Source organism: Georgenia wangjunii, from assembly GCF_036421975.1.
In the GTDB taxonomy this organism is placed as follows: Bacteria; Actinomycetota; Actinomycetes; order Actinomycetales; family Actinomycetaceae; genus Georgenia_A; species Georgenia_A wangjunii.
This window is the reverse complement of sequence record NZ_JAZGON010000001.1, coordinates 714,990-735,123: the sequence shown is the minus strand read 5'-3', so window position 1 is coordinate 735,123 and position 20,134 is coordinate 714,990. Positions and strand designations below refer to the sequence as shown.

The 20,134-nt window shown below is 73.7% G+C and carries 14 protein-coding genes and 1 riboswitch; of the genes, 4 read left to right on the top strand and 10 right to left on the bottom strand.

Annotated elements, in window-relative coordinates:
* Position 1: 1 nt before the first annotated feature.
* From V2J63_RS03315 to V2J63_RS03290, 6 genes are all read right to left on the bottom strand, one after another.
* Positions 2 to 415, bottom strand: coding sequence for a hypothetical protein (locus V2J63_RS03315; RefSeq protein WP_331229546.1), 414 nt, complete (start codon positions 413 to 415; stop codon positions 2 to 4).
* Positions 412 to 3,801 carry a type 2 lanthipeptide synthetase LanM gene (gene lanM, locus V2J63_RS03310; RefSeq protein WP_331229545.1) on the bottom strand — a complete coding sequence of 1,130 codons (3,390 nt, stop codon included), beginning with the start codon at positions 3,799 to 3,801 and terminating at the stop codon, positions 412 to 414. Before lanM ends, V2J63_RS03315 begins: the two co-directional genes overlap by 4 nt.
* Before the next feature lie 86 nt (positions 3,802 to 3,887).
* Complete coding sequence (locus V2J63_RS03305; protein WP_331229544.1) at positions 3,888 to 4,115, bottom strand: mersacidin/lichenicidin family type 2 lantibiotic; 228 nt, start codon at positions 4,113 to 4,115, stop codon at positions 3,888 to 3,890.
* 11 nt (positions 4,116 to 4,126) lie between these two features.
* Positions 4,127 to 4,351, bottom strand: a complete 225-nt coding sequence (locus tag V2J63_RS03300) for a hypothetical protein (RefSeq protein WP_331229543.1) — start codon at positions 4,349 to 4,351, stop codon at positions 4,127 to 4,129.
* Between the two features lie 498 nt (positions 4,352 to 4,849).
* Positions 4,850 to 5,962, bottom strand: coding sequence for a VIT1/CCC1 transporter family protein (locus tag V2J63_RS03295; RefSeq protein WP_434056274.1), 1,113 nt, complete (start codon positions 5,960 to 5,962; stop codon positions 4,850 to 4,852).
* 69 nt (positions 5,963 to 6,031) lie between these two features.
* Positions 6,032 to 7,093: a Gfo/Idh/MocA family oxidoreductase gene (locus V2J63_RS03290; protein ID WP_331229542.1), complete on the bottom strand. Its 1,062-nt coding sequence runs from the start codon at positions 7,091 to 7,093 to the stop codon at positions 6,032 to 6,034.
* A 138-nt stretch (positions 7,094 to 7,231) separates the two neighbouring features.
* Between V2J63_RS03290 and V2J63_RS03285 the strand changes: the two genes are divergently transcribed.
* On the top strand, positions 7,232 to 7,669 hold the full coding sequence (locus V2J63_RS03285) for an organic hydroperoxide resistance protein (RefSeq protein ID WP_331229541.1): 438 nt from the start codon (positions 7,232 to 7,234) through the stop codon (positions 7,667 to 7,669).
* Positions 7,670 to 7,825: 156 nt separating this feature from the next.
* On the opposite strand, the gene V2J63_RS03280 is transcribed toward V2J63_RS03285, so the two are convergent.
* Positions 7,826 to 8,149 carry a YtxH domain-containing protein gene (locus V2J63_RS03280; protein ID WP_331229540.1) on the bottom strand — a complete coding sequence of 108 codons (324 nt, stop codon included), beginning with the start codon at positions 8,147 to 8,149 and terminating at the stop codon, positions 7,826 to 7,828.
* Positions 8,150 to 8,843: 694 nt separating this feature from the next.
* Between V2J63_RS03280 and V2J63_RS03275 the strand changes: the two genes are divergently transcribed.
* A complete protein-coding gene (locus V2J63_RS03275) occupies positions 8,844 to 10,064 on the top strand; it encodes an FG-GAP-like repeat-containing protein (RefSeq protein WP_331229539.1) in 1,221 nt (406 codons plus the stop codon).
* 133 nt (positions 10,065 to 10,197) lie between these two features.
* Here V2J63_RS03275 and metE read toward each other — a convergent pair whose 3' ends face one another.
* The 3 genes from metE to V2J63_RS03260 form a co-directional block, all read right to left on the bottom strand.
* Positions 10,198 to 12,591: a 5-methyltetrahydropteroyltriglutamate--homocysteine S-methyltransferase gene (metE, locus tag V2J63_RS03270; RefSeq protein WP_331229538.1), complete on the bottom strand. Its 2,394-nt coding sequence runs from the start codon at positions 12,589 to 12,591 to the stop codon at positions 10,198 to 10,200.
* 7 nt (positions 12,592 to 12,598) lie between these two features.
* On the bottom strand, positions 12,599 to 13,537 hold the full coding sequence (locus V2J63_RS03265; RefSeq protein ID WP_331229537.1) for a methylenetetrahydrofolate reductase: 939 nt from the start codon (positions 13,535 to 13,537) through the stop codon (positions 12,599 to 12,601).
* Positions 13,538 to 13,572: 35 nt separating this feature from the next.
* A riboswitch (SAM riboswitch) is annotated at positions 13,573 to 13,665 on the bottom strand.
* 107 nt (positions 13,666 to 13,772) lie between these two features.
* The gene (locus V2J63_RS03260) at positions 13,773 to 14,780 is read right to left on the bottom strand and encodes an endonuclease/exonuclease/phosphatase family protein (RefSeq protein ID WP_331229536.1); all 1,008 of its coding nucleotides are present in this window, start codon (positions 14,778 to 14,780) and stop codon (positions 13,773 to 13,775) included.
* 313 nt (positions 14,781 to 15,093) lie between these two features.
* On the opposite strand from V2J63_RS03260, the gene V2J63_RS03255 reads away from it, so the two are divergent.
* Both V2J63_RS03255 and hrpA read left to right on the top strand, forming a co-directional pair.
* On the top strand, positions 15,094 to 15,426 hold the full coding sequence (locus V2J63_RS03255; protein WP_331229535.1) for a hypothetical protein: 333 nt from the start codon (positions 15,094 to 15,096) through the stop codon (positions 15,424 to 15,426).
* A 138-nt stretch (positions 15,427 to 15,564) separates the two neighbouring features.
* On the top strand, positions 15,565 to 20,133 hold the full coding sequence (gene hrpA, locus V2J63_RS03250; protein WP_331229534.1) for an ATP-dependent RNA helicase HrpA: 4,569 nt from the start codon (positions 15,565 to 15,567) through the stop codon (positions 20,131 to 20,133).
* Position 20,134 lies beyond the last annotated feature (1 nt).

Sequence of the window (20,134 nt, the reverse complement as noted above, 5' to 3'; positions counted from 1 at the left end):
CTCACCACTGCCCGACGAGGGCATCCAGGACGCTCGTCGCGCCGAAGTCGGCGCGCGCCGTCGAGTACTGGACCGGTACGTCGACGAGGTTCTCGTCGAGGTCGAGGAGGAAGGCGTGCGCCTCGCTCTCGGGGATCGCCTCGAGGCCGGAGGCGGTGCCGCTCACCTCGGTCTCGCCGACCCAGATGGTCACGCGGTCACCGTCCTCGAGCTCGGGCACATTGAGCCCGGCGACGCGCAGCTCGTCCGCCCGGACGCCGACGAGCGTCAGCTCGGCCACCTGCGGCACGCGGACGAGCAGGACGCACGCGACGAGCGCCGCCGTCGTCACGAGGGTGAGGACGATCGTCAGCCGTTTCGGGGGGAACTCGGGCAGGGTCGCGTCGCGGCGCGGCGGCCGGACGACGGCGCTCACGCCGCACCCCCGCCCTGGACGCGGGTGCGCAGGGTGAGGACGTCGAGCTGGCCCTCGGGCGCCGCCCCGTAGGCGAACCCCCACGCGATCCCGGCCAGGCCCATCATGAGCCCGGGGACGACGACGCCCGCGGGGACCCCGCACGCCCACCCCTCGTCCCGCCCGCGCCGCATGAGGTCGGCCCACGTCCGGCCGGTGCGCTCGGCGACCTCGCCCGGCGCCATGGACGGCGCCCACATCGCCTCGAGCGCGAGGAGGTTGCCGATGTCGCCGTGGCACAGCGAGTGGTTGCCCGTACCGACCGGCTCGCCGGGCCGGTAGAGGACCGCCTCGGCCGTCGCCCGGGCCGCGAGCGCGAGCTCGGCCTCGACCGGCTCGCGCACGGCGGGCAGGAGGTCGAGGGCGACGAGCTCTGCGCGGCCGAGGCCGGCGCCGGGGCTGCCGTGGCACCACGCCCGCATGTGCATCTCACCGTCGTCCGTGTCTCGCGCCTCCGTGCGCAGGTCCACCCAGTCGCCCGTGGCCCGCACGAGGTGCTGGCGGTCGTACTCGAGGGCCCCAGCGGCGACCGTTGCGGCGTCCCGGTCGCCGAGGAGGCGTCCGGCGCGGGCGAGGGCGAGCGCGATCCCGGTCGTGCCGTGGGAGAAGCCGACGAGCGGTGTCCCGCCGCCCGCCTGGGGCCAGCTCCACCGGCCGTCGCGCTCCTGGCCCGCGTCGATGAGCCGCCGGACGAGCCGGCTGAGGATCGCCCGGCCCCCGGGCACCTCCGCCCGCTCCATGACGGCGAGGACCCCGAGGACGGCGCCGGCGTTGCCGGCGACGATGTCATGGTCCGTGTCTGTGTCCGCGAGGTGGGCCATGAGGTCCAGCGCCCGCAGCGCCGTCCGGGTGTAGTCGGCACGCCCGAACCGGGCGCCGGTGTGGGCGAGGGCCACCGCCATGCCGGTGAGGTGCCCGTAGGCGCCGGTCCCGAACGCCTCGCGCGTCTTCTCGATGGAGGTCGGGTCGGTGAGGATGAGGGGGTCGTAGCCGACCACCTGGTCCATGACCTCCTCGGCGGCGGCGGAGATCCGCTCGTCTCCGGCGATCTGCCCGACGGCGGTGAGGCCGAGGCCGATGCCGCTCAGGCCCGCGTACGTGTCCATGACAGCGGGGCTGATGACCCAGTGCCGCTCCGCGACGGCGGTGAGGGAGAGCCACCCGACCCCGCCCGGGCGGCGGACCATCCGGTCGAGCAGGAGCTGGGAGACCTCGAGCGCCGCCTCGATCTTCTCCTCCCGGCGGGCCGGGTCCGGCATCGTCGGCGGCAGGAGCGCAGCGAGGTCGACCTCGTCCTCGGCGTGCGCGTCGGACCCCGTCGCGTCGCGCCCGGCGAGCAGCGCGGAGGCAAAGCTGTACCGGATGACCTGGCGCTGGATCTCGGCATCGGCCGGGCCCATCGCGCCGACGACGGCGCGCACCACCTCGAGAGGGGTGTCGCCGTCGCGCTCGATCGACTCCTCGCCGTCGAGGCGCAGGATGCTCCCCGTGGCGACGTCGATCTCGAAGAACGGGATGTCGCCGACGAGCAGGTCGTCGACCTCGCCGGCGATCATCGCATCGCGCACCGGCCGGTCGGTGTAGCCCGCGAGGAGCTTGCCCAGGCACAGCGCCCGGTCGAGTCCGTCCCGCATGAAGTCCGGGTGGTAGGACTCGCTGAGGACCTTGGCGTAGATCATCGTGGGCCGCGGGATGTACCGGGTCCGCGCGCCGCGGAAGCCGTCGAGGAGGCCGCCGGGCGCCGCCCACTCCGCGCGCTGCGAGGCAATGAGGGCGTAGGCCGCGGTGAACCCGCTCTCGAACGCCTCCGGCCGCAGGAGGAAGCCGTCCGCGGGGCGGTCCGCGTCGTCGGCGTCCTCCGGGTCGAGCGGGGGGCGCGCGTTGCCGAGGCGCACCTCGTCCGTCTCGTCGCCCTGGACCTGCGCCATCGTGAGGTTGCCGACCTGCCCGCCGCGGTACCCGAGCGGCGTGATGTCCGTGGCGACGACGTCCGCGCCGTGGCCCGTGATGATCGTGTTGGGCAGGATGCCGACGGACAGCGCGGACCCGTTGAGCGCCTCGTGCGCGATGTTCGGGACGACCTGCTCGACGACGGTCGCGTACCGCTTGTCCGTGTGCAGGAGCGACTCGAGGTCCACCGGGTACGGGTGCTCGCCGGCGAGCACGAGGTTCTCGTGGTGCATGTCCGTGGCCTGGAGCGCGTGCATGATGGCGTTCGTGGCACCGGCCCGCCACACGCAGCGGTCCGCGGCGTCGTCGTCGGTGACGGGCTGCGCGACGACGAACTCGAACCACGCGTAGTCCCCCCGCCCGATGCGCAGCGGCAGGCCGAGGTCCAGCTGAGGGGTGTGCCGGTTGAACCAGTCGACGACGTCGCCGTAGGCGGCGTCCATGTCCGAGCGGCGCGGCTTGTAGACGACGGCGCCGGCGTCTGTGCGCACGATGGCGACGCTGCGTCCGCGCCGGTGGCTGTCGCCCTGGCCGAAGTCGACGGTGAGCGTCGACGGCGGCCGGTGCCACAGCGTCTCGACGATCGCGTCGAGGTCCGCGACGAGGTGCTCCGCGAGCTCCGTGCGCCGCTCGATCCAGAACGTGAGCCGCTCCGTCGCGGCCCGCGCGAGGACGGGGTACTCCGCGAGCAGCGCGCGCGACCGCTCGGGATTGCTCATGAGGTGGACGAAGTCGTCGAACCGCTCCTGCGGTGTCTCACCGTGCAGGAGCCCGCTCTCGCGGGCGACGTTGACCTCGAGGACGGTCGTCGGCACGACGATGAGGGACAGCTCGTCCATGGGCGGGTCGTCGACCATCGCCGTGACGACCTGCTCGGCGAGGTCGGCGTCGAGGTACCGGGAGCTCCCCGCGCCGAGGGCCGCCCGGGCTCGCTCGGCGAGTGCGACCCGTGCACCGAGGACGAGCGGCAGGACCGGGGCCAGGAGGCGCAGGTCCGGGATGTGCTCGCGGTCCTCCTCCATCTGGCGCGTGCCGGTGGCCCACAGCTCCTCGAAGGTCCGGACCCACGCGGGGGCGTCCCCGAGCCGGGCGCGCAGCGACGCGTCGGGCTCGCCGAGCAGCTCGCGCAAGAGCTCGGGGGTCACGCCGAGGGGGCGGATCGCGCTCTCTTCGGTGGCGCCGGGCGCGCGGAAGGCCGGCAGGGTGCGCCAGCGGGCGTACCGCAGGCGGCCGAGCTCGTCGTCGGGCTCGGTGGGGGCAGAGTCGAGGCGCTCGGCGAGCGTGGCGGCACGCTGCCACGGGAGCGGCGCGGAGCCCGACGGCGTCATCGTCGTGGGCGCAGCGGAGACGACGGGTGCCGCGGCGTCGGCCTGGAGGGAAGGGATGAGGGAGGTCATGTGATCAATGCTCTCGATTCGTGAGGCCGGACCGGCACCGGGTGCTCGGGCTGGCCGGCCCGGTGCCGGTCTGGCGCATCAGGCGACTACCACTTGCACTTGCTGCTGCAGACGAGGCCGCACTTCGTCCAGCTCGAGTACCACGGCATGCACCAGCAGCACCCGAAGGTGCCGGCGACGTTCGTGCCCACCCCTCCGGCCGCGCCGGAGAGCTCGAGGTCGGACAGCTCCGTCAGGTCCACGCTGCCGCTCGGGTGCGAGACGTCCGCGCCGGAACGCAGGAGAGGGTTCTTCCATGCGTCGATCGTGCTCATCACTCGCCCCCTTACCGGCAGCAGCCGCGTGTGCCGAGCTTGCACGACCCGAAGACCACCGTGTCGTTGAAGCAGGCCGTGATCGTCGTGACGATGAACCCCGCGCACGGGATGCTCGTCGACCAGCCACCGTTGAGCTGGCCCATCTCCTCGTCGTCGAGCAGAACAACGCCGGCCGGGTGCGCATCGGTGCGCGCCGCGAGCGGGTCCTTCCACTGCGTGACCAAACTGTTCATCGTGTTTCTCCCCTGCAATGTCTGGATGGATGTGTGATCCCATGGGAGGAACTGCGGATGGGTATTTGAGAAGCCGTGGCCTGCAGCCCATGACCTTCACCCCGGCGGCACATGCCGTCGGTCATCACGGACCAGGGAACGTAACCGGCCCGCGCTGACGTGGATGACGCTAGCGGCGGAGCGTCCGGCCGGACAAGGATTTCGAGATAGACCAACGTCGCCAGTTCCGGGCACGAGTTAGACGAAAGTCAGCGCCAGATTTCGACACGATGAACAACCGAATTCCCCGCGCTGCGAGACTGCCCGGGGCGGTGCTCGCCCGCGATTGCGGCACCCCCGCCACTCCGGACGGGAATCGACTCAGGTCGACCGACGCGAGCGCGCGTCAGACCACCCGCTGGGGGCATCGACGATGGTCGACGCCCTCGGCCACGTCGGACGGGCGGGTGCGGGGCGGGCCCGGGCGGTGGAGTGACGCGCCGACACCTCGTCGGTCGATCAGCTCACCGTGGCGCCGAAGGCGAGGCCTAGGAGGTACGTCGCCGCGGCGGCGCCGTAGCCGATCCCGAGCTGGCGCAGCGCACGGCGCAGCGGCGGGGCACCGGAAAGGACGCCCACCGTCGCCCCCGTGAGCAGCAGCGCCGCACCGACGATGACGGTCGCGACGACGATCGCCGTCATGCCGCTCAGGCCGAAGAGGTAGGGCAGCACGGGCAGGAGCGCCCCGGAGGCGAAGAAGAGGAAGCTGGAGAACGCGGCGTTCCAGCCCGTGCCGATCTCCTCGTAGTCCTTTGTCGCCGGCGTGGTGCGCCGCGGCGTCGACTGGTCCTCGAGGACCTCGGCGGCGTGCTCGGCCGCCTCCTCCGCGCTCATCCCGCGTGCCCGGTACACGAGCGCGAGCTCGTTCGCGTCGACGTCGAGGTGCGGGATGGCAGCGGCCGCCTGCGGGCCCGGGCGCGAGGCCTCCAGCAGCTCGCGCTGCGAGCGAACCGAGACGTACTCACCCGCACCCATCGACAGCGCCCCCGCGAGCAGCCCGGCGATGCCGGTGAACAGGACGGTCTGGTTCGACACCCCGGTCGCGCCGATGCCGAGGACGAGTGCGAGGTTGGAGACGAGGCCGTCGTTGGCGCCGAAGACGGCCGCGCGGAACATCCCCGACATCCGGTTCCGACCGCGCGTGGCGAGCGAGCGCACGACCTCCTCGTGGATGCGCTCGTCGGCGGCCATGGCCTGCGTCGCGTCGTCGTCGGTGTCGTAGGTGGAGCGGGACTCGGCCCGCTGCGCGAGCGCGAGGACGAAGACGGAGCCGAACCGGCGGGCGAGCCAGCCGAGCACCCGGGCGCGGGGGTCGCCCCCGCGGGGGCGACCCGCACGGTCGCCGAGGAGCGCGCGCCAGTGGGCCTCGTGCCGCCCTTCCGCCTCGGCGAGCGCGAGGAGGATCTCGCGCTCCTCGCCGGTGCGACGCCCGGCAAGGTCCCGGTAGACGGCGGCCTCAGCCTGCTCGTCGGCGAGGTGCCCCCGCCAGCGCCGCACCTGCGCCCGCGTCGGCTCCGGGCGAGGTGCGTCGTCGTCCTGCGGGATGTCGGGGCGGGGCTCGGGCGTCGTCACGGACCCAGGATCCCAGGTCCATCCGGCCGGCGGGAGACGTCGGCGCGTAGCCCGGTGCACGTGGTCCCCTCAGGCGCGCCCCGCGGTCCGGTGGATGCCCTCGATGAGAGCGATGACGGCGACGGCGTCGCGGGGGTCGACCGGGAGCGGACCATCCTCCCGCAGGGCCCGGGCGAGCTCGGCGTAGAAGGCGTCGTAGCTGCCGCGCTCGGTCGGGACCGGCTCGGCGTCCTCGCCGACGCCGAGCGTCCCCCACGTCGACGCCGGCTCCACGCCGTAACCGGTGTCCGACGGCACCGCCCCCGCGGTGAGAGCCGCCTCCTGGCCGTCACCGACCTGCTTGACGAACGCCGCCCGCGAGCCGAGCACGCGCATGCGCGGGCCGGCCTGGGCCGCGACGTTGCCCGCCGAGATGTGGCTGCGGACGCCGTTCGCGTGCGTGAGCGCGACGAAGACGTCGTCGTCGGTGCCGGCGTGCGGCCGCCGGACGTCGATCTCGGCGTGCACGTCGACCACCGGCCCGAAGAGCGTGATCGCCTGGTCGATGAGGTGGGTGCCGAGGTCGTAGAGCACGCCGCCGGCCTCGGCGGTGGTGGCCGCTGCCTTCCACGGCTTGGTCTCGGCCGTCTTCCACCGGTCGATGCGGGACTCGAACCGGAAGACCTCCCCGAGGGCGCCGTCCGCGAGGAGGCCCCGCAGGGTGAGGAACTCCGCGTCCCAGCGCCGGTTGTGGAACACCGTCAGCGGCACCCCGAGGCGCTCCGCCCGCGCGACGAGCGCCTCGGCGTCCGCCGCGCTCGCGCACAGCGGCTTGTCGACGACGACGGCGAGCCCGTCGTCGAGCGCAGCGTGCGCTACCTCGAGGTGCGTCGACGGCGGCGTCGCGACGACGACGAGGTCGAGTTCCCCGGCCAGCCCGCGCAGGTCGGTGGCCGAGGGGACGACCCGGGCGCCGGGGTACCGCGCGTTCGCGATGGCGGTGCGGCCCGGGTCCGCGGTGACGATGACATCGAGCGAGTACGCCGGGTCATCGGCGAGGAGCGGCGCGTGGAACACCTGCCCCGCGTGCCCGAAGCCGACCAGTGCCGTGCGTAGTGGTGCCGTCATCGTCGTGCCCTTCGTCGCGAGCACCCAGCATGGCGGGCGCGCTGCTCCCGGCGCCACCGTGCCGGCGGGACAACCTCCCCGGCACCGGGGAGTCCTGCAGCGACAGAGGCACAGCCACACCCCCCGGTGGCGGGCGGCGCACCGGGATGATCATGTGGGGACATGGCTGAGCAGACACCGGACAAGATCATCTACACCGCGCGCGTCACCTCGACCGGAGGGCGCGGTGGGCGTGCGACCTCGGAGGACGGCGTCCTCGACGTCGCACTGACGGCGCCGTCCGAGCTGGGCGGGCCGGGCACGGGGACCAACCCGGAGCAGCTCTTCGCCGCCGGTTACTCCGCGTGCTTCAACAGCGCGCTCGGCGGCGTGTCCAAGAAGGAGGGTGTCGACGCGAGCGGCTCCACCGTGACCGCGACCGTGGGCTTCGGCCCGGAGGGCGGCGGCTACGCCCTCACGGTCGAGCTCGCCGTCGCGATCCCCGGGCAGGACCTGCCGACGGTGCAGCGCCTCGCCGAGGCCGCGCACCAGGTCTGCCCGTACTCCAAGGCCACCCGTGGGAACGTACCCGTCACCGTCACGGCGGTGGACCCCGCCTGACCCGCGACGAGCACGCCCGGCCCCGGGCCCGACCCGAGCCGGCCCGCCGTCCGGTCGGATCCGCGCCGAGCACGCCCGCCCGCACGAACGAACGACGACGCCGCACCCTCCCAGTCCGGAACGGTGCGGCGTCGTCGTCGTGCGCGTGCGCGTGGCCTAGCGGCTGATGTCCGGCTGCGGGGGCGTCGGCTCCATCGTGCCGCCGGAGTCGCTCGCGCCCGTGCTCGAGGAGTCGCTGTGGCGACCCTCGGAGCCGATCTTCGACTTCACGATGCCCGCGACCTTGTCGGTCACGGCCGAGCCCTGCTCACGCGCGACCTGGCCGACCTTGTCCTCGACCTTGTGCACGCCCTGCTGGACCCGCGGGTCCTGCCAGACGTTCTTGCTGGCGTGCTTGATCTTCTCGAACTGCTGGCGGCCAGCGCGGGTCCCGAGCAGGTAACCGACACCGGCGCCCAGTACGAACGAAAACTTGCCCATCGCGATGCGCCTCCTCAAAGTCCGGACTTCTTGGTTGATCACCTTATGGGCACCGGCGTACCAGCGCGCGCTGACGGCTCGAGCCGGTCTGCCGGGTTGCGCGCGCCCCAGTCGCGGCCGTCCGAGCCGGCCGACGCTGGGCACCCCGCGCGCCCTCTTCATCGCGCGCGGAGAGCCGCGGTCGCCCGGCCGGGGCACGGCGGGGGCTCGAGGGCAGTTTGCCCACGAGACAACCGTGCACCAGCGCAGATCGCATCTCGACGTGCTGGTTCAGCAACTTTCGGCGACTAGACGATCGTCGAGACTGTGGGCGGCAACTCTTGAACATCCGGGGCGTGCGTTGGGTAAAAACACCGCGCGAGCGAACCTCCCACGGGGTGTGACGCGTATCACATTCTCTACGAATCCGCTTGTCGCCCGGCACATGTGGCGACATCCCGCGCCAGAAGTCTACGTATGTAGGTATTTGCGTAATACGGCTCACATGCTTGCTCGGCAAGGTTCTCGCTAAACTGAAGCCGTCGGGATTGGTCCCTCCCCCTCCGGGACGCAGAGCCCGCAGCACCGGCCCTCGAAGCGCACGGTCCGATCACACCGCTCGCCAGGCCCTCCGCCTCATCCAGCACCGCTGTCAGGGAGCCCCATGCATACGTCTACCGTCCGCTCCACCTCGCGCCTCATGCTAGTCGTGGCCATGGCACTCGGCCTGGTCGCCACCTTCCTCGTCGCCGTCCCGACCAGCGCGCAGGCCGCCCCCGCGCAGGCCGACACGATCGTCTCGCTCGTCAACCAGGCGCGTGCCCAGCACGGCCTGCGCCCGATGCGGGTCAACGGCTCGCTCACCTCGATCGCACAGGACTGGTCGCAGCGTCAGGCCGCGGCGAACACGATGTCGCACCGTCCGAACTTCACCTCGGGCTACCCCGCGGGATGGACGCGCGGCGCCGAGAACGTCGCCTGGCACTCCCAGAACAACCCGCAGGCCGTCTTCAACGGCTGGATGAACTCGGCGGGTCACCGCGCGAACATCCTCAACCCCTCGCTCACGGACATCGGCGTGGGCTGGGCGATGGCCTCCTCCGGCCGCTACTACGCCACGCAGAACTTCGCGGCCTACGCCGGCAGCACGGCCCCGGCGCCGGCTCCGGCGCCCACCGGGACGCCCGGCAACAAGGACTACAACGGTGACGGCAGGGCCGACGTCCTGACGATCAGCTCCACGGGCCGACTCGCGCTGTACCCCGGCAACGGCCGCAACGGCTGGGGAACCCCGAGGACCATCGGCACCGGCTGGACCGGGTACGAGCTCATCGCACCCGGTGACTTCAACGGCGACGGACGCGCCGACATCCTCGCCATCGCCCCGAACGGCCTGCTCTACCTCTACGCCGGTACCGGCAGCGGCTTCGCGGGCAAGGTGCAGATCGGCAACGGCTGGGGCGGCTTCACCAACGTCTTCTCTCCCGGTGACTTCAACGGCGACGGCAGGGCCGACATCCTCGCGACGACCGCAGCCGGCGACATGCACGTCTACTACGGCAGCGGCACCGGGCGCATCAGCGGCTCCGCCAAGATCGGCTTCGGCTGGGCCGGCTACACCGACATCTTCGACGGTGGCGACTTCAACGCCGACGGCCGCGGGGACATCTTCGCCCGCGACAGCAGCGGACGTCTCTACGCCTACTACAGCAGGGCCGGCAACACGATGTCCGCTCGCACCCAGATCGGTAGCGGCTGGGCGGGCTTCGACCACATCTCCGCCGTCGGTGACTTCTCCGGCGACGGTCGCAGCGACATCCTCGGCGTCGACGGCCGCTCGGGGAACGCGTACATCTACCCGAGCACCGGTCGTGGCACGTTCGGCGCCCGCGTCCAGGTCGGCAACGGGTGGGGCATCTTCGACACCGTGCGCTGATCATCGAGCCTGACCGCCCGGGGTGACGAGCCCGACGGCGGGACGCACGTGAACGGGCCCGGCACCTCCACGGTGCCGGGCCCGTTCTGTAGCGAGGGGGAGGTTGAGGCCCCGCAGGGCCGGCGCTGCGGGTCTACAGGCCCGCGCGCACCTGCGCCGTCGCTGCGACGAGGTTCTTGAGCGCGGGGGTGACCTCCTCGTACCGGCGGGTCTTGAGCCCGCAGTCCGGGTTCGCCCACAGCAGGCCGGTGGGCACCGAGCGCGCCGCGTCGGCGAGGAGCTCGGCGATCTCCTCGGTGCTCGGCACGCGCGGGGAGTGGATGTCGTAGACGCCCGGGCCGATGCCGCGTGCGTAGCCGGACGAGGCGAGGTCCGGGAGGATCTCCATCTTCGAGCGAGCCGCCTCGATGCTCGTCACGTCGGCGTCGAGGCCGTCGATGGCTCCGATGACCTCGCCGAACTCGGAGTAGCACAGGTGGGTGTGGATCTGGGTCTCGTCGCGCACCCCCGCCGTCGCCAGCCGGAAGGACCCGACCGACCAGTCGAGGTACGCGGGCTGGTCCGCCGCCCGCAGCGGCAGCAGCTCGCGCAGCGCGGGCTCGTCGACCTGGATGATGCCGATTCCTGCCGCCTCGAGGTCACTCACCTCCTCGCGCAGCGCGAGCGCCACCTGCGTGGCGGTGTCCGCGAGCGGCTGGTCGTCGCGGACGAAGGACCACGCGAGGATCGTCACGGGTCCGGTGAGCATCCCCTTGACCGGCTTCGCCGTGAGCGACGCCGCGTAGGTGGCCCACTCCACGGTGATGGGGGCGGGACGCGTGACGTCGCCCCACAGCAGCGACGGCCGCGTGCACCGGGTGCCGTAGGACTGCACCCAGCCGTTCTCCGTCACCGCGAACCCGTCGAGGTTCTCGGCGAAGTACTGCACCATGTCGTTGCGCTCAGGCTCCCCGTGCACGAGGACGTCGAGGCCGATCTCCTCCTGGAGCTCGACGACGCGCCGGATCTCCGCGCGCATCTCGTCCGTGTACTCCTCGGCGCTCAGCTGCCCCTTGCGGTGCGCGGCGCGCGCCCGGCGGATCTCCGGCGTCTGCGGGAAGGAGCCGATCGTCGTCGTCGGGAGCGGGGGGAGGTCGAGGACGCGGTTCTGCGCCTCGGTCCGGGCGGCGAAGTCGCTGCGCCGGTAGTCGTCCTCGCCGAGGGCGGCGGCGCGCTCACGGACGTCGGGGCGGGTGACGCCGGAGTGCTCGAGCCGGGTACGGCGCGCGTGCGCGGCGTCGGAGAGCGCGTCGGCGACGGCGTCGCGTCCCGCGCTGAGGCCGGTCGCGAGCGTGCTCACCTCGCCGACCTTCTGGTCGGCGAAGGCCAGCCAGCTGCGCAGCTCGTCGCTGAGGTTGGGCTCCGCGGCCACGTCGTGCGGGACGTGCTGGAGGGAGGTCGAGGTCGCCACGGCGAGCCACCCCTCGGCGACGGCGTCAGGGCGCAGGCCCGCGGCGAGGCGCTCGAGGGTGCCGAGCGCGGAGTCGAGGTCCGCGCGCCACACGTTGCGCCCGTCGACGACGCCGGCGACGACGATCGTCGTGCGGAGGGTCTCGAGGACCTCCGGTGCCGGAACGTCCCCGCGCACGAGGTCGATGCCGACGGCCTCGACGTCGGTGGCGCCCAGCACCGCGAGGGCGTCGTCGGCCGCGCCGTAGGAGACGGGCACGAAGATGGCGGGCCGCTCGGGGCGGCGCAGCTCGACGGACAGCGCCTCGTACGCGCGGGCCGTCGCGGCGAGGACGCGCTCGCGTGGCACGTCCCACGTGTCGACGGCGAGGGCGGGCTCCTCGAGCTGGACCCACGGCGCGCCGGCCTGGCTGAGGGCGCGGAGCAGCTCGGCGTAGACGGGCAGGACGTCCTCGAGGCGGTCGAGCGGGTCGAAGCCCTCGGGGGCGGGGACCACCGGGGCGGCACCGTCCGCGGCGGGCGTGGCCCCGACGGCCTTGCTCAGGAGAAGGAACGTCACCGGGCCGACGATCGTCGGGCGGGTCGTGATGCCCTCGCCCGCGGCCTCGAGGAAGAGCTGCACGACGCGGTCGTCCGCGAGGCGGAACCCGGTCTCCGGACTGATCTCCGGGACGAGGTAGTGGTAGTTGGAGTCGAACCACTTCGTCATCTCCAGCGGCGCGCGCTCCCCCTCGCCGCGCGCGACGGTGAAGTACCCCGCGAGGTCCAGGCGCCCCTCGGCGTCGAGCTCGCGGGCGAACCGGGGCGGGACCGCGCCGAGCGTCGTCGCGGTGTCGAGGACCTGGTCGTAGTAGGAGAAGTCGCTCGGGATGGAGGCGTCGTCACGGCCCAGCCCCAGACCGACGAGCCGGGCTCGCGTGGCCCGGCGCAGCTCGGCGGCGGCGGCCTCGAGGTCGTCGACCTCGGACCGGCCGGCCCAGAACGACTCGGTCGCGCGCTTGAGCTCGCGGTCGGGTCCGATGCGCGGGTAGCCGAGGATCGTCGCCGTCGGCAGGTTGGGGATCGTCGTGTCGGTCATGAGGTCCTCACGCGGTGGGGGCGGGCTGGGGCAGGGGCGGGTACACGGGTGCCGGGGACGGCCACGCGTCGTCGTGCGACGTCGGGATGCGGCGGCGCAGGTGCTCGATGACGTCGAGCGCCGGGCGGTGCTGGTTGAACGTGTAGATGTGCAGGCCGGGGGCGCCGGCGGCGAGGACGGCATCGATGAGACGCAGCGTCGCGGCGATCCCACGCTCGTGGCGGAGCGCCGGGTCCTCGACGGCGAGGGCGTCGAGGAGCGCGGGCGGCACGTCGACGCCCGTGAGCTCGGCGAGCCGCGTGAGGCGTCCGGGGTCGGTCGCGGGGATGACGCCGGCGACGATCGGCAGGTGGACGCCCGCCGCGCGGGCCTCCGTGCACAGGTCGACGTAGGCGCCGGCGTCGTAAAAGACCTGCGTGATGGCGAAGTCCGCCCCGGCGTCCTGCTTCTCGCGCAGCGCCCGGACGTCCTGGGAGCGGGAGTGGGTCGTGCCGCTCGGGTACGCGGCCACGGCGATGCTCACCCCGCCGGCGGGCCCGAGGCGCGCCTCCTCCACCTGCCGGATGAGGGCGACGAGCTCGCTCGCGCGGTTGAGCCCGTCGGGCCGTGGCACCCACTCGGGTTCACCCTGCGGCGGGTCGCCGCGCAGCGCGAGGAAGTCCCGCACGCCGTCGTCGAGGAGGTCGGCGACGAGCCGCGCCAGCTCGGCGCGCGAGCTGCCCACGCACGTGAGGTGGGCGATCGGCGTCACGGACGTCTCGGCGAGGATCCGCTGGACGACGTCGCGCGAGGCCCGGCGCGACGAGCCGGACGCCCCGTACGTGACGGAGAAGAAGTCCGGGGCCGCGCCGGCGAGGCGCTCGACGGTCTCCCAGGCGGCCGCGGCACCGGTGGCGGTGCGTGGCGGGTAGAGCTCGAACGAGACGGTCGGACGCGCGGTCGGCACGTTCACGAGGCTAGCGGTGCTCACAGACGTCGACTCCCCCATCGAACCTGGCGGAAGCACCCTCACCCGGGGACGGGGGGTTGCTGCGGCGTCGATGAGCCAGGACTCTCAGCCGCTCTGGATGGTGGTGCGATCGTGGCGGCGTTCCGTCCCGCGATCAATGACCGTCCACCTGACGAGACGACGGCGGCCGGAGGACCAGCCCGCGGGCACGGCGGCGTCGAGGTGGTGCGGCTCAGCGTGCGGCGGGCCGGGGCGCCATCCGCACCGCGACGGCGCGGTGGTCGCTCCCGCCCACCTCGAGGACCGCTCCGTCGACGACGTCGAACGCACCGCCGTCGACGAGCACGTGGTCGATCGTCGTGCCGACGAGCGCGGGAAGCCGCGCCGGCCACGTCGCCACACCCCCGACGCCCGCGGCGACGGCGCCGTCGACGCACGCCCCTGCGTCGCGCATCGGTCCGTGGTCGAGCGTGGCGTTGAAGTCGCCCGCGACGATGACCCCGGGCGTCGCGCGGCACACCTCCATGACGGCCTCGAGGTCCGCCTCCCACTCCTCCATCGCCTCCGCCACGGGCGCGACGGGGTGGACGGCGACGAGGACGGGCCCCGCGCCGTCGACGGGCTCCGCCCGGACGGACCCGAGCGTCGTGCCCGGCCCTTCGGCCTCCGCGTAGCGGCCGAGCCGCTCGCTGACGAGCAGCGCCGTCGAGCGGGCGTCCCAGCCGCCGCTCGTGCGGACGAACACCTGGAACGTGGGGCCTCCGGAGGAGGCGATGAGGGCGGCCACGCGCGCGGCGTCGTCGGCGGCCGTCTCGGGGAGGGTGAGGACGTCGGCACCGACGTCGACGGCGGCCACGGCGACCTCCTCCGCGCTCGACGCGCCGCCGTAGGTGTTGAGGGTGAGCACCGTGATGTCAGCCGCGCCGGGCTCCGCGCCGAGCGCGCCATCGTTCGTCACGCCGCGGTCGAGCGTGACCCAGCCGTGCCCGGCTCCGACGAGGAGGAGCACAGCGGCGAGCACCGTGCGCCTCGTCCCGCCGCGGCGGCGGAGGGCGCCGGCGAGGGCGGCGAGCAGCAGGGCGAGCCCGGCGAGGACGAACGCCGCCGCGAGGACGGTGCGGAAAGGGAGGACCTGCGCGACCGGGACGACGGTCGAGAGCCCGACGCGCGCGGGGTCGAGCGAGATGACGGCCGCGACGGCGAGCAGGAGCGTCACCGCCCATCCCACGACTCTTCCCACGCCTCCATCCTCCCGTACGCGGATGGGTCGTCGTGGCCGGCGTCTCCCCGGCGCCGGCACCGGGGAGACGCCGGCGGTTCTCGACTTTGATCTATTGCGGCTGCCCGCGCGTGAGAACCACAATGAGAACCCGTGAGACCACGTCACGGGTAGGGCAAGGATCGGTATGGAGCGTGCCACGGCTCCCGAGCCCAGCGCGTTCCCCACGGCGCTCGCGCCGCGTCTGCGGACGCAGTGCGGGGCGTCCCGGCTTCGGTGACGAGGGGCCAGGCCGTCGAGCGACGGGCAGGCCCCGACGAGGTGGAGGTGCTCGATGACTTCGTGGAGGGACGTACCCAGCGACGTGCTGGAGCAGGAGTGGGCCACGGCGCTCGCAGCGGACGTGGGCAGCCACATGCCTCATGCCGACCTCGGCAGGCGCCTCGTCGAGCTGGCCGCGGAGATCGACCGGCGGGTGCTCGCCGGAGAGAGCGGCCTCATCCACGCCCCGACGGTGAGCGCCCCGGCCCCGCGGAGCATCACCCCGTCGCTCATGGACACCGCGTGGCTCACGACCTACCTGACCCGCGGGGCGCTGAGCGCCGCGGCGCGTCCCGGTCGCCGGTCCGCCGGCGCGCCCCTCGCCACGCCGGGACCCGCCGCCTGACACGACACGCACGCACCCCGCGTCCGCCGGTCGGGGAGCGCCGGCGGCCGCGCGCCGACCGGCGCCCGCCGGTCCTTCGGAGGCCACGTGCGCGGCGGGTGTGCCAGCCGGGGTGGCCATCGGCGAGAATGGTCGACCGTGAGCCACGACGAGGGTGCAGAGCCGGCGGCGCCGCCCGTCGGCGGCTCTCCCGACGGCGGTGTCCCGCGCGGGCCGGGTTCGCCTCGCGGTCGGCGCCGCGGACGCGGCCGGGGCAGGGCGGGCGGTCCCGCGTCCGGCCCTCGCGCCACCGCCGAGGACGAGAGCGGCGCCGTCAGGACCGAAGAGACCCGCGCGCAGTCCTCCCGCACGCAGCCCGCGAGGCTCCGCGGCGCGGGCACCGACCCTCCGCGCGGGCAGCGGTCAGGGCGCCGCGGCTTCCGTCCGCCGAGCGAGGAGCAGCTCGCCGCTCGCCGCGCCGCCCTGCCCGTCATCACCTATCCCGAGGAGCTGCCGGTCTCCGCCCGCCGGGAGAACATCGCCCGGGCGATCGCGGAGAACCAGGTCGTCATCGTCGCGGGCGAGACGGGCTCGGGAAAGACCACCCAGATCCCCAAGATCTGCCTCGAGCTCGGCCGGGGCATCACCGGGACCATCGGCCACACCCAGCCGCGGCGCATCGCCGCGCGCACGGTCGCCGAGCGCATCGCGGACGAGCTCGGCGTGAGCATGGGCGGCGCCGTCGGCTACCAGGTGCGCTTCACCGACGAGGTGGGGCCGACGACCCTCGTCAAGCTCATGACCGACGGCATCCTCCTCGCCGAGATCCAGCGCGACCCGCTCCTTCGCCGGTACGACACGATCATCGTCGACGAGGCGCACGAGCGGTCCCTCAACATCGACTTCATCCTCGGCTACCTCGCCCGCCTCCTCCCCGACCGCCCCGACCTCAAGGTCATCATCACGTCGGCGACGATCGACTCGGCCCGGTTCGCGGAGCACTTCGGCGTGCGCGAGGGCGCCCGCCGCGAGGGTCCGCTCCTGCGCCCGGCGCCCGTCGTCGAGGTCTCCGGGCGCACCTACCCGGTGGAGATCCGCTACCGCCCGCTCGTCCCGGACACCGAGGACACCGAGGAGGACGGGACGGACGTGGGCGTCACCGTCCCGCCCGCGGACAACCTCGACCAGCCGACGGCCATCTGCCAAGCCGTCGACGAGCTCGTCGCCGAGGGGTCCGGTGACGTCCTCGTCTTCCTCTCCGGCGAGCGCGAGATCCGGGACACCCACGTGGCGCTCGCCGAGCACCTCGGCGCCCGGTACGTCGCCCCGGACGAGGGTGGCGCGCACCCGCCGTCGGCCGTCCAGGTCATTCCCCTCTACGCCCGCCTCTCGGCGGCCGAGCAGCACCGCGTCTTCGAGCCGCACGCCGTCCGGCGCGTCGTCCTCGCGACGAACGTGGCCGAGACGTCGTTGACCGTGCCGGGCATCCGCTACGTCGTCGACCCCGGGACGGCGCGCATCTCCCGCTACTCGAACCGCACGAAGGTCCAGCGGCTGCCGATCGAGCCGATCTCGCAGGCGAGCGCGAACCAGCGCTCAGGGCGGTGCGGCCGCGTCGCGGACGGCATCGCCATCCGCCTGTACGCCCGCTCGGACTTCGAGTCCCGCCCCGAGTACACCGAGCCGGAGATCCTGCGGACGTCGCTGGCCGCGGTCATCCTCCAGATGACTGCGCTCGGCCTCGGGGACGTCGAGCGCTTCGGGTTCGTCGACCCGCCCGAGACGCGTGCGATCCGCGACGGCGTCCAGCTCCTCCACGAAATCGGCGCCCTCGAGCGGGCCCCCGAGGGCACCCAGGCCCCCGACGGCGCGGATGCGACCGACGCCCCGTCCGGCCCCGCCGGGCGGACCACGGGGGCGATGGCGGGTCCGTCTGCCGGGGCAGCGGGCGGGACCCGGCTCACCGACGTCGGCCGCCAGCTCGCCCAGCTTCCCATCGACCCGCGGCTCGGGCGGATGCTGCTCGAGGCGCAGACGAACGGTTGCGCGGCAGAGGTGATGATCATCGTCGCCGCGCTGAGCGTCCAGGACGTGCGCGAGCGCCCGACGGAGCACCAGCAGGCCGCGGACGCGAAGCACCGCCGGTTCGCCGACACCACGTCGGACTTCCTGTCCTACCTCAACCTCTGGCGCTACCTGCGCACCCAGCAGCGCGACCTGTCCGGCTCCGCGTTCCGCCGGATGTGCCGGGCGGAGTACCTCAACTACCTGCGCGTGCGGGAGTGGCAGGACGTCGTCGCCCAGCTCCGCCAGCTCGCCAAGCCCCTCGGCCTGACGATGCGCCCCCTCGCCCTGCCCCACCCCGAGGAGGTCGGCGAGGACCCCGCGGCCGCCGCCGTCGCCGTCGGTCGCTCGAGCGATGCCGCGAGCGCGGACGCGCTCCACCAGTCGCTCCTCGTGGGTCTGCTCTCGAACCTCGGCAGCTACGACGAGCGCCGCCGCGACTACGCCGGGGCCCGCGGCACCCGGTTCGTCGTCTGGCCGGGCTCCGGGCTCGTCAAGAAGACGTACGACTGGGTCATGGCGGCCGAGCTCGTCGAGACGTCGCGGCTCTTCGCGCGCACGGTCGCGCGGATCAAGCCGGAGTGGGTGGAGCCGGTCGCGGCGCACCTGAGCAAGCGGACCTACTCCGAGCCGTACTGGTCGAGCAAGCAGGGCGCCGCGATGGTCCACGAGAAGGTGCTCCTCTACGGGATGACCCTCGTGGCGGACCGCACCGTGCCCCTCGCCTCTGTGGGGACCGACGCGGCGCGGGCGCTCGCCCGGGAGATGTTCATCCGGCACGCGCTCGTCGGCGGGGAGTGGCGTACCCACCACGAGTTCTTCGCCCGGAACCGCGAGCTCCTCGCCGAGGCGGAGGAGCTCGAGCACCGCGCCCGCCGGCGCGGGCTCGTCATCGACGCCGAGGGCCTCGCCGACTTCTACGACGAGCGCCTGCCCGAGGGCATCGTCACCGCCCGCCACTTCGACGCCTGGTGGAAGAAGGCCCGGCGCGACGAGCCCGAGCTTCTGACGTTCACCCGCGAGCTGCTCCTTCCCGACGCGGACGCGGTCTCGGGCACGGACTTCCCGGACACGTGGCACCAGGGGGACCTCACCCTCCCCCTCACCTACCAGTTCGAGCCGGGGGCCGACGCCGACGGCGTCACCGTCCACGTCCCGATCGCGGTGCTCGGCCGCTTGCGCCCCGAGGGGTTCGACTGGATGGTCCCCGGCCTCCTCGCCGAGCTGACGACCGCGACGATCCGCGCGCTGCCGAAGAAGATCCGCGTCCAGCTCGTGCCCGCACCCGACGTGGCCCGCGAGGTCCTCGGCCTCCTGCCCGACTGGCCCGAGGTGGCCCCCGCGCCGCCCGGTGCACCGTCGTTCACCGAGGCGTTCGCGAGGGCCGTCCGCGCGATCCGCGGGGTCGAGGTGCCCGACGACGCGTGGGACGCCGAGCGTCTCCCCGCGCACCTGCGCATGACGTTCCGCGTGCTGTCCGAGGAGGGCGCGGTGCTCGGTGAGAGCAAGAGCCTGCTCTCGCTCCAGCGACGCCTCGCCCCGCAGGCGCAGAGCGCCGTGCGGTCGGCGGTGCGCGGCGCCGTCGCGCAGGCGATGGCCGAGGCGCGGGACGCCGCCGGGCAGACCGGTCGCGGGGCCGGGCAGGCGGGGGGCACGACGGGCACGACGCCGGCCGCGGCGGGTGGTGCCGGGCCGGTGCCGGCCGGTGCGGCGGCCGGCGCCGGCGTCCCGTCGGGGGGCGGGCTGGCCGAGCAGGAGGGTGTCACCGGCTGGCCCGAGCTCCCCGGCGGCACCATCCCGCGCCAGGTCGAGACGACGAGCGGGCAGGGCTTCATCGTGCGGGCCTACCCCGCGCTCGTCGACGTCCCCGCCCGCGGGAAGGCGCCCGCCGGCGTCGCGCTGCGCCTGCTCGCCGACGCCCGGGAGCAGGCCGTCGCGCACCGGCTCGGTCTGCGCCGCCTCGTCCTCCTCGAGACGGCGCTGAGCACGCAGCGCGTCACCACGCGGTGGACAGGCACGCAGGCGCTCACGCTGGCCGCGAGCCCGTACCCGAGCACCCCCGCCCTCGTCGAGGACGTCCAGCTCGCCGCCGTCGGGGCCCTCGTGGACGTGTGGACCACGGACCACGGCGGTGACCCCGTCCGTGACGCCGAGGCCTACCGGGCGGTCGTCGCCTTCGTGCGGGGCGAGCTCGAGGAGCGCGTCTTCCAGGTGGTCGGGCACGTCGTCGCCGCGCTCGAGGCCCACCGCCACCTCGAGGTCGCCATCAAGCAGGCGACGTCGATGTTCCTCCTCAACACCCTCACCGACGTACGGGACCAGGCGGCGCGGCTCGTCTACCCCGGCTTCGTCTCGGCGACCCCGCCCGACCGGCTCGTCCACCTGCCCCGCTACCTCCGGGCCGCCCAGCGCCGTGTGGAGCGGGCGCAGGACAACGTCCACCAGGACGCGGACCTCGCGTGGCGGGTCGGCGAGCTCGAGGACGAGCTCGCCGCGGCGGTCGAGTCCGCCGAGCGGAGCGCGCCCGACCCGGCGCGGACCGCGACGCTGGAGGAGGTCCGCTGGATGATCGAGGAGCTGCGGGTCAGCCTCTTCGCCCAGCAGCTCGGCACGCCGGTCAAGGTCTCCGACAAGCGCATCCGCAAGCTCCTCGCGAGCGCCTGAG

Excerpts from the sequence above, each read along its gene's own strand:
- lanM (WP_331229545.1), bottom strand. The coding sequence starts at position 3,801 with ATGACCTCCCTCATCCCTTCCCTCCAGGCCGACGCCGCGGCACCCGTC.
- V2J63_RS03305 (WP_331229544.1), bottom strand. The coding sequence starts at position 4,115 with ATGAGCACGATCGACGCATGGAAGAACCCTCTCCTGCGTTCCGGCGCG.
- V2J63_RS03300 (WP_331229543.1), bottom strand. The coding sequence starts at position 4,351 with ATGAACAGTTTGGTCACGCAGTGGAAGGACCCGCTCGCGGCGCGCACC.
- V2J63_RS03285 (WP_331229541.1), top strand. The coding sequence starts at position 7,232 with ATGGCTGAGCAGACACCGGACAAGATCATCTACACCGCGCGCGTCACC.
- V2J63_RS03280 (WP_331229540.1), bottom strand. The coding sequence starts at position 8,149 with ATGGGCAAGTTTTCGTTCGTACTGGGCGCCGGTGTCGGTTACCTGCTC.
- V2J63_RS03275 (WP_331229539.1), top strand. The coding sequence starts at position 8,844 with ATGGCACTCGGCCTGGTCGCCACCTTCCTCGTCGCCGTCCCGACCAGC.
- metE (WP_331229538.1), bottom strand. The coding sequence starts at position 12,591 with ATGACCGACACGACGATCCCCAACCTGCCGACGGCGACGATCCTCGGC.
- V2J63_RS03255 (WP_331229535.1), top strand. The coding sequence starts at position 15,094 with ATGACTTCGTGGAGGGACGTACCCAGCGACGTGCTGGAGCAGGAGTGG.